The organism is Novosphingopyxis iocasae (assembly GCF_014334095.1).
GTDB lineage: Bacteria > Pseudomonadota > Alphaproteobacteria > Sphingomonadales > Sphingomonadaceae > Novosphingopyxis > Novosphingopyxis iocasae.
The window spans coordinates 42,454-57,040 of record NZ_CP060495.1 but is presented as its reverse complement, the minus strand read 5'-3'; the positions used below and the strand labels follow the sequence as shown (position 1 = coordinate 57,040).

Here is a 14,587-nt window from a genome sequence, read left to right as displayed (position 1 = left end):
TTTGTTCGCGCGGAACAAGTGGGGAACGATACTCGCCTGTTCGAACGTTTCCGTCAGTGCGAGAAATTGCGGCCCGCTAGCCGGTTCAGGGCGAACGGATGTCGGTTCGATGGCGCAGGAGCGCTACTTTCCCGCCCGTTCTTTCCGCAACACATCGCCCACCGCTTCGGCGATCTGCTGCACGCTGAACGGCTTGGGCAGAAAGGCGACATTGTCGAGATCGATGCTCTGGCGCAGCTGTTCCTCGGCATAGCCGGACATGAACAGGATCGGCAGATCGGGCCGCTTCTTGCGCAATTCGCGCGCCATGGCTGGACCATCCATATTGGGCATCACCACGTCCGACACGATCAAGTCATAGGCCCGGCCCTGCGCGAAAATCTCCAGCGCTTCCTCACCATCGCTCGCGGTTTCCACGGTGTAGCCCTGACGCGTGAGCGCGCGTTCGGCCACGGCGCGCACCATATCCTCATCCTCAACCAGCAGGATCGTGCCCGTGCCCCAGGTGTCCTGCGGCTTTTCCTGCGCCTTTTCGATGCGCCTTCCGGTTTCGCCCCGCGCGGTCTTATGCACCGGCAGAAACACCTCGAACCGCGCGCCGCCGCCCTTCACGTTGCGCGCAAAGATATAGCCGCCCGATTGCTTGACGATGCCATACACTGTGGACAGACCAAGGCCGGTGCCCTTCCCCATTTCCTTGGTGGTGAAAAAGGGTTCGAAGATCTTGCCCAGTACATCCTTCGGAATGCCGGTGCCACTGTCGGTGACCGAGAGGCGGATATAGTCCCCTTCCGGCAACACATCGCTCTCCATCGCGCGCACATCGGCGGGGCCGACGGCGGCGGTCTCGATCGTCACCGTGCCGTTCTTCGCGCCGGAGCGGCGCACGGCATCGAGGATCGCATCGCGCGCGTTAACGCCCAGGTTCACGATCACCTGTTCCAGCTGCCCCGGATCGGCGCGCACGGGCCCCAGGCCCCGCCCATGCCGCACCTCCAGCTTCACCTGCTCACCCAGCAGCCGCTTCAGCAGGTTCGATACGTCGGAAACCAGATCGGGTAGCTGCAACACCTGCGGGCGCAGCGTCTGCTGGCGCGAGAAAGCGAGCAGCTGGCGCGTCAGGCTGGCGGCGCGGTTGGAGTTGTTCTTGATCTGTTGAATGTCGTCATAATGGCTGTCGCCCGGCGTCAGGCGCAGCAGCATGAGATCACAGTGGCCGATGATCGCGGTCAGGATATTGTTGAAATCATGCGCGACGCCGCCCGCCAGCTGGCCGACCGCTTCCATCTTGGTCTGCTGCGCGATCTGGCGCTTCAGCTTGGTCTCCTCGCCCGAATCCTTCAGGCTCAGCATGACCGCGGCCTCGCCGAGGCCGCGCACGCCCGACAGCGTAAGTGAGAGCACCTCGTCCGGCCGTCCATGCGGGCGCACCGCCAGGTCTCCGCTCGTCAGCTGGCCACCGGCATGGCGGCGCACCGCATCGGCCAGCGCGCCCTTGTCCTCGCGGATCACCAGATCGCCCGGGTACGGCGGCAGGCTGCCATCGGCGAGGCCGGCCATTTTCGCAAAGCTGTCATTGGCGAACAGGAAGCGCCCGTCGCGGTCCAGCAGGGCAAGGCCCAGCGGCAGATTGGCGAGCAGGTTCTCGACATGCGCAAGCGCGGCCGTGCGATCATGAACCGCGCCGTCATCGTCGCGCAGCAGAACGAGTGCGGGGCCATCATCCCGGTCCGCCTCGATCGGCAGATGGACCAGCCGCAGCGGCACGCCGCGCCGCCCTTCGGTCTCGAAAAAGATCGCGCCGCGTTCGTCCGACCGCAAATAGGATGCGAAATCGCGTCCCGTCAGGTTTGCCGCGCCGTCGCCCGTCGCGCGCAGGGCAAAGGCGCTATTGCAGGCGCGGATCCGGCCTTCGGGGCCAAGCGTGACCGCCATGAGGCCGGAACGGGCGAGCAGATCACCCAGATTGCCGGAAACGAGCTCGGCCGCTTCCACTGCAAGGCTGCGGCGCAAAAACGGCTCGAACTGCCAGACCATATAATCGTCGCTCGCGCCCGACCGGCGCAGCGCCACGCGATATTCGGCGGCGCCGCGCGACAGCATCGGCAATTCGGAGCGGCCATCGCGCCAGGCGCCGCGCAGCGCGGTGGCGATGTCTTCGGCACCCTTACCGTCGAACTGGAGCGCCGCCGGTGGACGCGGCCCACCCATCCAGCGAGAATAGAGATCGTTGGCGCAGACCAAGCGTCCGGCGCGGTCCGTGATCGCCAGGCCGAAATCGGCGAAGTCGGCGGCGGCATGGGTGACGGACCAATCCGGCGGCAGCACGTCCTGACGCGGGGCATGGTCCACATTCTGGCGGAAAAGCAGCGCAAATGCGCCCAGGCACGCCATGCCCGCAACAAGCCCGGCGGCCAGCACGACGCTGTCCGTTGCGGCCCATAAACAAAAGGCGGACAGCGCAAGCGCACCGCCCACCATCAAGGATAGGGGGAGCCGGGCCGCGGCATCGAAACCGCTTGTCGCTGCCTTGGCTCCCCCGTCGTTCAAATCAGTTCCTTACCAGATGCGCACCCGCTGATCCGGTGCGAGATAGAGCTTGCTATCAGGCTGCGGATCGAAGGCGTCATACCATTTGTCAAGGTTGCGCACGACCCATGCGCGCTGCTGCGACGGGCTGTGCGGATCGGTGTTGAGCCGCTGCGAGAGATTGGCCTCGCGATAATTGCGGCGCCACACCTGCGCCCAGCCGAGGAAGAAGCGCTGATCGCCGGTCAGGCCGTCCAGCACCGGAGCTTCCTTGCCGTTCAGCGAATGGCGATAGGCGTCATAGGCCACGGTGAGGCCGGCAAGGTCGCCGATATTCTCGCCGAGCGTGAACTCGCCCTTCACATGTTCGCCGGGCAGCGGCTCATATTCGTCATATTGCGCGACGAGCGCCTTGGTCGCCTTGTCGAAGGCGGCGACGTCTTCGGGCGTCCACCAGTCGGACAGGCGGCCGTTCTCGTCATATTTAGAGCCCTGATCGTCGAAATGGTGGCTGATCTCATGGCCGATCACTGCGCCGATGCCGCCATAGTTGATCGCCGGATCGGCATTGGGATCGAAGAAGGGCGGCTGCAGGATTGCGGCCGGGAACACCACTTCGCTCATGCCGAAATTGGCGTAGGCGTTGACGGTTTCGGGCAGCATACCCCATTCCCAGCGGCGGATCGGCTCGCCGAGCTTCGAGATATTATCGGCATATTGCCAGTTATTGCCGCGGATCTGGTTGCCGAACAGGTCGTCCGACGTGATTTCCAGATCGCCATAGTCCTTCCAGCGGTCGGGATAGCCGACCTTCACCGTGAAGTTGGCGAGCTTGGCCAGCGCGCGCTCCTTGGTTTCGGGCTGCATCCATTCCAGACCCTGGATGCGGCGGCCCATGGCAGCGAGCACATTGTCGACCAGCTTGTTCATCGCCGCCTTGGTTTCCGGCGGGAAGTAACGCGCGGCATATTCCTGGCCGACTTCCTGGCCGAGCACGTCCTCGGTGAAACCGACGCCGCGCTTCCAGCGCACTTCGCGCTCGGGCGTGCCGTTCAGCGTGGTGCCGTAAAAATCGAAGCTTTCATTGGCGATCGCTTCAGGCAGAACGTCCGACAGATTGTCGAGGCTGCGGATCATCAGCTGATCCTTCAGCACGCCCATGTCCGCATCGCCGATGATGCGGGCGATGCCCTGCACCGCGCTCGGCTGCGCCACGATCAGCTCCTGAATTTTGGGGCTGGTCTTCTGCAGCATCGCGGCAAGATCGAGGCCGGGTGCCATCGCCTGCAGATCGGCAACGCTCATCTTGTTATAGGTCTTGGTGGCGTCGGAACTGTCTTCCTTGTTCCAGTGCACCTCGGCAATGTTCTTCTCAAGATCGAAGACCGCCTGCGCGCGGGCGGCGGCATTATCCTCGCCCGCCAGTTCGAACATCTTCGTCAGATGCGCGATATATTTCGTGCGAATATCCTGAAAACGCTCGGAGTCGCCCAGATAATAGTCCCGGTCGGGCAGGCCGAGGCCGGCCTGATACATGTTGAAGATATAGGTGTCAGGGTTCTTGTCGTCCTGGCCGACATAGCTCGCAACCGGCCCGCGCACGCCGTTCTTGGCGGCATCGACCAGCAGCAGCGCATAGTCTTCCTTGTTCTGCAGACCATCGATCTGGCTCAGCCAAGGCTGGATCGGCGCGAGGCCCTTGGCCTCCACCGTATCGGTGTCGAGATAGCTAGAGAAAGCCCGGCCGATGCGGCTGTTCGGGTCCATCTTCGCCTGCTCGAGCACATTCTTCACGCGCTCCTGGCTGAGGTCCGCCAGCGCGGTAAACATGCCGTAATTGGACTTGTCGGCAGGGATGGCCGTGCTTTCTGCCCAGCCGCCATTGGCATAGCCGTAAAAATCGTCACCGGGACGGATCGAGGTGTCCATGCCTTGCATATCGAACCCGAAATCGCCGATTTCAGCCTTACCATCGGCGCGGCTTGCCTCCGCCGAGGCATCAGCATCGGCGGACAGGGCGCTCTCGGCCTTGGACTCGGTGTTCGCGCCCGCCTGCTGTGCGGCGGCGGGATTTGCGGCCAGCGCCAGCGGAGCGGCGGCCAGAAGAAGCATGGTGCGCAATGCAGTCATATTCGATCCTCGGTGAATTATTTTGTTGTCGGCCCCGATGAACCGGGAACCGGTGCCGCGCAAGCCATGCGGCCTGCCAATCGGCGGACGGCGAAAATCTGACGATAAACGACGGCGGTTTACGCCAGGCTGAATGGAAGCAGGAGCAACATCGACCTCTACTGGGCAGCGCGTTCGCGTTCGCGCTCCCGCTCGCGTTGCCGGCGGCGGATGGCATAGGCGCGCAAGCGCCCGCGCCGCTTCTTGCCCTGCTTGAAACGCCAGGCGAAGCTTGCCAGCAAATAGCCGACCGAGGCGAACAGGATGCCGAGCACCACCATGCCAAAAGCGGTCACCCCCGCCTCGCGCAGCAGCCAGCTTAGCCAGCGGCCGAACTCGCTCTGCACCTGATTGTTGAGCGGCGCGCCCACCGTCATCGCATCGATGCGCAGGATAAACCGCCCCAGCTTGTTCGCCACCACGACCCAAAAGGGATAGGTGATCGGGTTGGTGATGAAGGTGGTTGCCGCCGCGATCGGCACATTGGCACGGATCGGCCAAGCCAGCAGCGCGGCCGCGAAGATCTGTCCCACCGGAATCCAGAACCCAGCCAGCATGCCCAGTGCGATACCGCGCGGCACGGATCGGCGCGTGAAGCGCCACAGGTCCGGCCGCATCACACGGTCAGCAAAGGGTTTCAGGAAGCGATTGCGCCCCATCTCGTCGCGCGTAGGCATCTTCATGCCCAGCCGATGATGCAGCGGGCGCTTTTCGTCAGCCATGCTGACGCATCAGGCGGCCCTGTTCCCGTTTCCAGTCGCGTTCCTTCTCGGTCGCGCGCTTGTCCGGAGCCTTTTTACCCTTGGCGAGCGCCAATTCGACCTTCGCTCGCCCGCGCGAATTGAAGTAGATCGACAGCGGCACCAAGGTCATGCCCCTGCGCGCCACCGCGCCGTAGAGCTTCTCGATCTCGCGGGCATGCAGCAGGAGCTTGCGCGGCCGCTTGGGCTCATGGTTGAAGCGGTTGCCGTGGCTGAATTCGGGGATGTTGGCGTTCACCAGGAACACCTCCTCGTCGCGCACCTCTGCGAAACTCTCGGCGATCGATCCCTCGCCGAAGCGCAGCGACTTCACCTCGGTGCCGGTGAGCGCAATTCCCGCCTCGAACGTCTCATCGATAAAGAAATCGAACCGCGCGCGCCGGTTCTCGGCGACGGTCTTGGCTTTATCAAAGGTGGTGGGGCGAGGTCGGGCCATGGGAGGGGGCGTATATAGGAAGGTTGCAGCGAATGCGAAGGGGCGTTTGCGATCCGGGCAGGAAAGTTCGGTGCCGATCGAAAACCGCTGCGCCAAGCTTGACGAAGGGCGCCTTTCCCCAGCGAGCAGCGTCGTGAATACTGCGCACCATCTGCGCCTCTGACAGGCTCAGAACTTACGAATCCGTGTCTGTTGCCCCTCCTGCTTGTGGGAGGGGAGAAGGTCAGATCAGCCCGGCATGTTCCAGCGCCGCATCGATCGTCCTGCGGGCTTCCTCGCGCGGCTCCAGAATCGGCAAGCGTACCTCCGTCGGGAAGTCGGGGCGCATACGCGAAACCGCATATTTGGCCGGGCCCGGAGAGGTGTCGCAGAACATCGCGCTGTGCAGCGGATAGAGCTTGTCCTGCAACTCCAGCGCGCGGGCATAGTCTCCGGCAAGACAGGCATTCTGGAAATCGGCGCACAGCTTCGGCGCCGCATTGGCGGTAACGGAGATGCAGCCTTTGCCCCCCATCGCCATGAATCCCAACGCCAGATAGTCGTTGCCCGAAATCTGCGCGAAATCACCGCCGCAGGCGATGCGCTGGCGCGGGATGCGTTCCATATCCGCCGTCGCATCCTTCATGCCGACAACGGACGGAAGCGCGGCCAGCTTCGCCATCGTCTCCACCGAAATGTCGACCGCGGTGCGCCCCGGAATATTGTACACCACGATCGGCAGGTCGCAGCCCGCGGCGACATGTTCGAAATGTGCCAGAATGCCTTCCTGGCTGGGCTTGTTGTAGTAGGGCGGCACCATCAGTCCGGCATCGGCACCCGAATCCTTGGCGCGCTGCAGATTGACAAGCGCCACTGCGCTGTCGTTGGAGCCGCAGCCTGCGATTACGGGCACCCGGCCCGCCGCCTGCTCCACGCACACGCGCACAACGTTGAAATGATCGTCGATCGTCTGCGTCGCCGCCTCTCCGGTGGTGCCGCAGGGGACAAGCGCGTGACTTCCGCTCTCGATCTGCCACTCGACGAATGCGCGAAACGCCTCCTCGTCGAACGCTCCGTCGCGAAAGGGCGTCACCAGAGCGGGAATGGAGCCGGAAAACATTGATCGGATTCTCCCGAAAGGGCAGTGCATGAAGATCAACGGCGCGGCGCGCAGTTCGCGCCCGCCATCCCCGTTCAGCGCCTGATAAGGAGCCAAGCCCTATCATGTCCAGCATGGTAAAGCGTCTCTCCGTTCCCCTCGCCCTCCTCTGTTCCACCAGCGCCATGGTGCCCGCCTCCGCGCAGCAGCAGCTCGTGCCGGAAAGTTTTGCCGCGCGAAAGAGTGGTGCGCCAACCGCTCTTTTGCCGGCTGCACGGCAGGCCGCGCAGCAATCCGGTGGTGGTTATCGCAGTTCTCCGGAGTTCGGCGAGCCCAAGCCGCTTGCGCCCGCACCCGGCCAGCAGGCGCAGTCCACGATCGACTGGACCCCGCCGCCGACGCAGCAGGTCCAGCAGCAGGCACCTGTTCCGGCTCAACCGCAGCCAGCCACGGTTCAGCCGCTCGATCCCGCCGCCGCCTCGCAGCTTCAGCAGCAGTGGGATGCTGCAGCCGCGCAGCTCGCCGACCCGAGCCGCGGCAACATTCCTGCCGCCTTCCAGCGTTGGAAGGCCCTGAGCCAGAGCGATAATCTGGGCTTTGCCGATTATGCCGGCTTCCTGATGAGCTATCCCGGCTGGCCCGGCGAAGAGCGGATGCGCAAGAATGCCGAACAGTCGATCGAGCTGGGCAATTATTCGCCGTCGCAGCTTATCGGCTTCTTCCAGCGCTTCGAGCCGGTGACCAATACCGGCCGCGCGCAATATGCCATCGCGCTGGCCAATAGCGGAGACCGCGTGCGGGCGCTCGACTGGGCGCGAAAGGCATGGACCGGCGGCCCGCTGTCAGACACCGCCGAGACAATGCTGCTCGGCATGTTCGGCGCGCAGTTCACGCCGCAGGATTATGACCGGCGCATCGATTCGCTGATTTGGGCGGGCGCGACTGGCGATGCGGGCGATCTGCTCGCTTATGCGACGCCCGAAAAGCGCCAGTTGTTCATGGATCGCCTCGCTATCAAAACCGGTAGCGGGGACCGCGCTTCGGCGCTGGCCCGCAATGATCAGGCCGCGCTCAGCGATCCGGGCTACCTGACCGACCGCGCCACCTATGGCCGGGCCAATGGCCAAAGCTGGGAAACGCGCCAGCTTCTCGCCAATCGTCCCAACCTCGCCAGCTATCCGGAAGACCCGGAGGAATGGTATGAAACGCTGCTCGTCAACGCACGTGCGGCGGAGAACGACAACCAGAACGAGCTGGCCTATCGCATCGCCAGCCGCGTCGAAGATGCGTTTCCGCTGGGCACCGACATCACGGCGCAGCCGCTCGGTGTGCGCGACGATTACACCAGCCTCACCTGGCTTGCCGGGCAGACCGCTTATTACAAGCTGGGCCGACCCAGGGATGCCGCGCGCATGTTTGCGCTTTACGGCGCTGCCGCACGCTCGCCGCAGACTATCACCAAGGGCCTCTACTGGGCGGCAAAGGCTTCCCAGCAGGCCGGTGACACGGCCGCGGCCAACCAATATTGGGAGCAGGCCGCGAAATATTACGACCATTTCTACGGCCAGCTCGCGCTCGAAAAACTCGGCCGACCAATTCCGAAGGTGACAAAAGACGTCGCCAAGCTGACGGCATCGGGCAAGCCCGATTCCCGGCCGATCTACATGGCCGCACAGGCCGCCGGGCAATATGGCAGCTGGCAGGATCAATCGACCTTCCTGCGCGCCATCGCCAACGAGGCGAAGAGCGAGCAGGAGCATCTCGCCGCGGTCAACCTGTCCACCTATCTCGGGCGGCCCGACCTTGCCGTGATGGCAGGCCGGAATGCGCGGGTGAACGAGCTCGACGCCCTCATCCCCTTCGCCTTTCCCACCGTGCCGGTGCCCAGCGAGGAATCCTATAACTGGACGATGGTCCACGCCATTGCGCGGCAGGAAAGCCAGTTCGACCGGGAGGCGCGCAGCCACGCCGGGGCAAGCGGCCTGATGCAGCTGATGCCGGGTACCGCGCGCGAAGTCGCCGGGCGGCAAAACCTCAGCTATTCGCCGAGCGCGCTCACCAGCGATCCCAGCTACAATATCCGCCTCGGCTCCAGCTACTTCCAGCGGATGCTCGATTATTATGACGGCAATTATCCGCTGGCCGTGGCGGCGTATAATGCCGGGCCGGGGAACGTGAACAAATTCATCCGCGCCAATGGCGATCCGCGAAACGGCGGCGTGGATATCGTCAAATGGATCGAGGAAATCCCGATCTACGAGACCAAGAACTATGTTCAGCGCGTGCTCGAAAACGCGGTGATGTACGATCAGCTTTATCCCGAGCATGCGCGCTTTGGCAGCGGCAAGACACGCACGATCAGCAATTATCTGGGAAACTGAGCATCGTTTCCATGAGCGAGCGTACCAACCCGATTACGCATGCGGGCTATGCGGCTCTGCGGGCGGAATATGAGGAGCTGTTCCAGGTCGAGCGGCCAAAGCTCGTCGAAACGGTGAGCTGGGCCGCCGGCAATGGCGACCGCAGCGAGAATGGCGACTATATCTACGGTCGTAAGCGCCTGCGCGAGATCGACCGGCAGCTGAACCGCCTGTCGAAGAAGATGAAGCGCGCTCAGCCAATCGACCCTGCCGAGCAGCCGGACCGCAGCCGCATCTATTTCGGCGCCACGGTTGAACTGGCGGACGAAGACGATGAGCGCCGCACGGTGACGCTGGTCGGTGATGACGAAGCCGACCCCGGCGCGGGCCGAATCGGCTGGAACAGCCCGCTATCAAAAGCGCTGCGGCGCGCGGCGGTGGGCGATCTGCGCGTGGTACAGCTTCCCGCAGGGCCGAAAGAATGGGAAGTGATGGCAATCAGCTACCCGGACGCGGGCGACGGCATTAGCGGATCAGCTTGAGAAGGCGGCTTTAGCTTTACGCCTCTTCCCCGGTTGCCTTTTCCCACGCCACTTTTGCGCCCTTCTGCACGGCATAACCGATGGCAAAGGTGACGATCACCGGGAACACAACCTTCACCGCTTTCTCGGCCACCGCGCCCCAGAGAGCGCCTTCCACGCCGCTGTCGCCGTCTTGCCTGTCGATAAGTGCGCCGATGATGGATCCGAGCATGGTGGGTCTTTCTGATCTGGGATTGATCCCACCAAAGCGCCGGAAAGCTATTTCGGTTCCGCGCGGCCCTTCTCGTTCTTGCCCCAGCCGAGCGCCTTTTTCGCCGCCTTGGCGACCTGCTTGTCAAGCTCGGGAAAGTCCGCTGGCAACGCAGCATCCAATCGATCCGCCACCGTGGTCAGCGCAGCAATGCGCGCGGCTTTCTTGTCATTCCCGTCGACCACGGTCCACGGCGCCCAGCGCGTGTCGGTCCGCGCGAACATGTCGTGCATCGCCGCCAGATAGTCACCGCGCTTCTTGCGATTGCGGAAATCGTCGGTGGTGATTTTCCAACGCTTGTGGGGCTTTTCCAGGCGATCGATGAAGCGCCGGTCCTGCTCCTCCTGGGTCACATGGACAAACAGCTTGATCAGGATCGTGCCCAGATCGGCCTGGCTCGCCTCGAACTCGTTGATCTCGTCAAAGCCCCTCGTCCACTCCGCCTCGCTCGCAAAGCCTTCGACACGTTCCACCAGCACACGGCCGTACCAGCTCCGGTCGAAGATCGACCAGTCGCCCTCGCCCGGCAGATCGCGCCAGAAGCGCCAGAGGAAATGACGCTCCTTCTCCGGCGGGGTGGGCGCGGCGATCGGGAAGACTTCGAAATAGCGCGGATCGAGACCGGCGGTGAGGCGCTTGACGATGCCGCCTTTGCCCGCCGCATCCCAGCCTTCCAGTAGCAGGATCGCGCGCTTGCCGTGCACGATCATTCGCGCCTGCAGCCGTGCAAGCCGATCCTGCAAATCTTTCAGCTCATAGGAATAGTCGCCCGCCAGGGGCTCGCCGCGTTCGTAATCGGACAAGTCGATCGTCATGCCGTGCTTTTAAGCAAGCCGCCGCGGCCGCGCCAGAGCGTTGCCGCGGCTGTCCATGGGAGGGACGGATCAGTCGCCGATAATATCGGTGCGCGTGGTTTCCCCGGCTTCCGCCTTGGGCTGTTCCATCAGGCGAATATGCACGTCGCGCAGCTGGCGCGGGCTGACCGCGGAGGGCGCGCCCATCATCAGATCCTGCGCGCGCTGGTTCAGCGGGAAGGCGATGACTTCGCGGATATTCGGCTCGTCCGCGAGCAGCATGACGATCCGGTCGATGCCCGGCGCGGAGCCGCCATGCGGAGGGGCGCCCAGCTTGAAGGCTTCGATCATGCCGGAGAAGTTCGCGTCTACATCTTCCTTCGTGTAGCCCGCGACCTCGAACGCCTTGTACATGATGTCCGGACGGTGGTTCCGGATCGCACCCGAGCTCAGCTCGTAACCGTTGCATACGATGTCATACTGCCAGGCCAGGATATCGAGCGGATCCTTGGTTTCCAGCGCCTCCATCTCGCCCTGCGGCATGGAGAAGGGGTTGTGACTGAAATCGACCTTTTTGAGGTCTTCGTCATATTCGAACATCGGGAAGTCGACGATCCAGCAGAATTTGAAGCAGCCCTGTTCGATCAGCTCCAGCTCCTCGCCCACGCGGGTGCGCGCGGCACCGGCGAGTTTGGCGGCTTCCTTTTCCTTGCCAGCGGCGAAGAACAGGCCATCATTCTCGCCCAGGCCCAGCTCGTCATAGAGCGCGGCCATCTTGTCCGGCCCGTGGTTCTTCGCAATCGGCCCGCCGAACTCGCCGCCCTTGCGGGTGACATAGCCGAGGCCGGCGAAGCCCTCGCGGCGCGCCCAGTCGTTCATATCGTCGAAGAATTTGCGGCTCTTGCCTTCGGTGTTCGGCGCCGGGATCACGCGCACGCGTCCGCCGCCGCCCACTATCTTCTCGAACAGGCCGAAGCCCGATGTCTCGAAGTGCGAGGTCACGTCGCTGATGATCAGCGGGTTGCGCAGATCGGGCTTGTCGCTGCCATATTTCAGCATCGCTTCGGCATAGGGGATGCGCGGGAATTCACCGGCGGGCGTCACGCTCTTGCCGCCTGAGAATTCCTCGAACACGCCCGCCAGCACCGGTTCGATCGCCTGGAACACATCTTCCTGCGTCACGAAGCTCATCTCGAAATCGAGCTGGTAAAACTCCGGGCTGCGGTCGGCGCGCAGATCTTCGTCACGGAAACAGGGCGCGATCTGGAAATAGCGATCGAAACCGGCGACCATCAGCAGTTGCTTGAACATCTGCGGGGCCTGCGGCAGCGCGTAGAACCGGCCCGGATGCAGGCGGCTGGGCACCAGATAGTCGCGCGCGCCTTCGGGGCTCGACGCGCCCAGGATCGGCGTCTGAAATTCGGAAAAACCTTGGTCGGTCATGCGCCGGCGCAGCGAGGTGATGACCTGGTTGCGCAGCATGATGTTGGCATGAACGCGCTCGCGCCGCAGATCGATGAAGCGATATTTGAGGCGAATGTCCTCGGGATATTCCTGCTCGCCGGCCACCGGCAGCGGCAGTTCGTCCGCGGCGGATTGGATGGTCACATCGCGCGCGAACACCTCGATCTCGCCGGTCGGCAAGTTGGCGTTCACCGTACCTTCGGCCCGGGCCTTCACTTCGCCATCGATCGTGACGACGCTTTCCACGCGCAGGCGATCTAGGATCGGCAGCGCCGGGCTGTCCTCGTCCGCGACGATCTGCGTCATGCCGTAATGATCGCGCAGATCGACGAACAGCACACCGCCATGATCGCGCTTGCGGTGCACCCAGCCGGACAGGCGGACGGTCTCTCCGACATCGGCGGCGCGGAGCTGGGAGCAATTATGGGTGCGATAGGCGTGCATGGCGTGATACCGTTCAGGATAGTTTGAAATCGGCGCAGATGTGTTGCGCAATATGCGGGCGCTAACACAGGGCCGAGGGCATAATGTCAAGCGTCCCGCCCCGCGCGCGCCCCAAATCCGGAAGTCCTGAGCCTGTCGAAGGACGTTTCTCCTCCTAGCGCTGCATCCGATAAGCGCCCTTCGACAGGCGCAGGGCTACGGGAGTGGGGTGAACTGCATGCATGCCACTAGGCACTCCACCCCAAGCTGTGTAAGCCTTGCGACACTCATGAAAATACATCCCCTGATCACCCAGTCCGCCCCGCTTGCCGAACTTTGCGAGCGTCTTTCCAAGGCCGATTTCGTCGCCGTCGACACCGAGTTCATGCGCGAGAACACCTATTATCCGCTGCTCTGTCTGGTGCAGATCGCGGATGACAAGGAAGCCGCCGCGATCGATCCACTGGCCGACGGCATCGACCTGAAGCCGCTGTGGGACCTCCTCGTCCACAATGAGGACGTGTTGAAGGTCTTCCATGCCGGCGGACAGGACGTCGAGATCGTTTACAACCACGCCGGCGGCACCCCGCATCCCATGTTCGACACGCAGATCGCTGCGATGGCGCTGGGTCAGGGCGAGCAGATCGGCTATTCCAACCTCGTCTCGCTATGGCTCGGCCACACGCTCGACAAGGGCGCGCGCTTTACCGACTGGAGCCGCCGCCCGCTCGACAAGCGGCAGATCGATTATGCGATCGGCGATGTGACGCATCTGTCGGAAATCTTCCCGATGATGCTGGAGAAGCTGAAGGAGACAAACCGCGGCGTCTGGCTGAACGGCGAGATGGAGCGGCTGACCGATCCGGCCAACTACGCCAATGATCCCGAGGAAGCGTGGAAGCGCGTGAAGATCCAGTCGCGCAAGGCCGATGTGCTGGGCCGCCTGAAGGCGCTGGCCGCGTGGCGTGAGCGCGAGGCGCAGGACAAGGATTTGCCGCGCGGGCGCATAATGAAGGACGAGACGCTGGCCGATATCGCCGGCCATCCTCCGCGCGAACAGAAGGATCTAGCGAAGAAACGCGGGCTGTCCGGCGCTTGGGCAAATAATGACATCGGCCGCCGCATGATGAAGGTGCTGCAATCGGCCGAGCCGCTCGATTCCGACGACATGCCCGATCGCAAGAACCGGCAGGGGCCAGGCAGGGACGGCGCCCTGGTGGCGGACCTTCTGAAATTGCTGCTCAAGATCCGCTCGCGCGACATCGATGTGGCCTCACGCCTGATCGCCAAGGCGGGCGATCTGGAACGGCTGGCCGCGGGCGAGCGCGATGACATGCCGATGCTGGAAGGCTGGCGCTACGAACAGTTCGGCCGCGATGCACTGGACCTCGTCGAGGGGCGCCTTGCCTTCGCGGTGAAGAACGGCAAGCTGAAGATGACGCGCACGGAGGACACGGAATGATCCGCGCGGTCCTTCTTGCACCCTTCTTTCTTGGAGCATGTGCGATGACCCAGGACGGCGCCCGCCTGCCGGGCGACATGACGGCCGAAGTGCCGATGGACGAGGCTGGCGGCTTCGCCTGCAAGGCGGAGGCTGCGGCCAAGCTGATCGGCCAGCGCCCCAGCGAAGAGCTAGGGCAACGCGCAATCGACCTCAGCGGCGCGAGAAGCCTGCGGTGGATCGGCCCTGGCATGATGGTGACGATGGATTTTCGCGAGGACCGGCTGAACATCCGATATAACGAGGATTACCGGGTGACGAAAATCGACTGCGGCTGATC

Annotated in this window: 12 protein-coding genes; 4 read left to right on the top strand and 8 right to left on the bottom strand. The window is 63.5% G+C overall.

Annotation, left to right across the window (positions count from 1 at the left end; all coding sequences use genetic code 11):
- Positions 1-123: 123 nt before the first annotated feature.
- The 5 genes from H7X45_RS00285 to dapA all read right to left on the bottom strand — a co-directional run bounded on the left by H7X45_RS00285 (position 124) and on the right by dapA (position 6,994).
- The gene (locus H7X45_RS00285; RefSeq protein ID WP_187336903.1) at positions 124-2,481 is read right to left on the bottom strand and encodes a hybrid sensor histidine kinase/response regulator; all 2,358 of its coding nucleotides are present in this window, start codon (positions 2,479-2,481) and stop codon (positions 124-126) included.
- 78 nt (positions 2,482-2,559) lie between these two features.
- Positions 2,560-4,659 carry a M13 family metallopeptidase gene (locus H7X45_RS00280; protein WP_187335610.1) on the bottom strand — a complete coding sequence of 700 codons (2,100 nt, stop codon included), beginning with the start codon at positions 4,657-4,659 and terminating at the stop codon, positions 2,560-2,562.
- Between the two features lie 158 nt (positions 4,660-4,817).
- A complete protein-coding gene (locus H7X45_RS00275) occupies positions 4,818-5,420 on the bottom strand; it encodes a DUF2062 domain-containing protein (RefSeq protein ID WP_246449514.1) in 603 nt (200 codons plus the stop codon).
- Positions 5,413-5,895, bottom strand: coding sequence for an SsrA-binding protein SmpB (gene smpB, locus H7X45_RS00270; RefSeq protein ID WP_187335609.1), 483 nt, complete (start codon positions 5,893-5,895; stop codon positions 5,413-5,415). Before smpB ends, H7X45_RS00275 begins: the two co-directional genes overlap by 8 nt.
- A gap of 223 nt (positions 5,896-6,118) precedes the next feature.
- Positions 6,119-6,994 (bottom strand): 4-hydroxy-tetrahydrodipicolinate synthase, encoded by an 876-nt coding sequence (gene dapA / locus H7X45_RS00265; RefSeq protein WP_187335608.1) that lies wholly within the window; start codon positions 6,992-6,994, stop codon positions 6,119-6,121.
- Between the two features lie 104 nt (positions 6,995-7,098).
- Between dapA and H7X45_RS00260 the strand changes: the two genes are divergently transcribed.
- Entirely contained in the window at positions 7,099-9,354 is a 2,256-nt protein-coding gene (locus H7X45_RS00260) for a lytic transglycosylase domain-containing protein (RefSeq protein WP_246449513.1), read from the top strand.
- Positions 9,355-9,365: 11 nt separating this feature from the next.
- A complete protein-coding gene (locus H7X45_RS00255) occupies positions 9,366-9,875 on the top strand; it encodes a GreA/GreB family elongation factor (protein ID WP_187335607.1) in 510 nt (169 codons plus the stop codon).
- A 16-nt stretch (positions 9,876-9,891) separates the two neighbouring features.
- Here the strand turns inward: H7X45_RS00255 and H7X45_RS00250 are convergent, their stop codons facing one another.
- The 3 genes from H7X45_RS00250 to aspS all read right to left on the bottom strand — a co-directional run bounded on the left by H7X45_RS00250 (position 9,892) and on the right by aspS (position 12,827).
- Entirely contained in the window at positions 9,892-10,086 is a 195-nt protein-coding gene (locus tag H7X45_RS00250; protein ID WP_187335606.1) for a hypothetical protein, read from the bottom strand.
- A 47-nt stretch (positions 10,087-10,133) separates the two neighbouring features.
- A complete protein-coding gene (locus H7X45_RS00245; RefSeq protein WP_187335605.1) occupies positions 10,134-10,940 on the bottom strand; it encodes a polyphosphate kinase 2 family protein in 807 nt (268 codons plus the stop codon).
- Positions 10,941-11,009: 69 nt separating this feature from the next.
- Positions 11,010-12,827 carry an aspartate--tRNA ligase gene (aspS, locus tag H7X45_RS00240; RefSeq protein ID WP_187335604.1) on the bottom strand — a complete coding sequence of 606 codons (1,818 nt, stop codon included), beginning with the start codon at positions 12,825-12,827 and terminating at the stop codon, positions 11,010-11,012.
- Between the two features lie 268 nt (positions 12,828-13,095).
- Here aspS and rnd point away from each other — a divergent pair, with 268 nt between their 5' ends.
- Together rnd and H7X45_RS00230 are read left to right on the top strand one after the other, a co-directional pair.
- Entirely contained in the window at positions 13,096-14,268 is a 1,173-nt protein-coding gene (rnd, locus tag H7X45_RS00235; protein WP_187335603.1) for a ribonuclease D, read from the top strand.
- A gap of 44 nt (positions 14,269-14,312) precedes the next feature.
- Complete coding sequence (locus H7X45_RS00230; RefSeq protein ID WP_187335602.1) at positions 14,313-14,585, top strand: I78 family peptidase inhibitor; 273 nt, start codon at positions 14,313-14,315, stop codon at positions 14,583-14,585.
- The last annotated feature ends 2 nt before the right edge of the window (positions 14,586-14,587 follow it).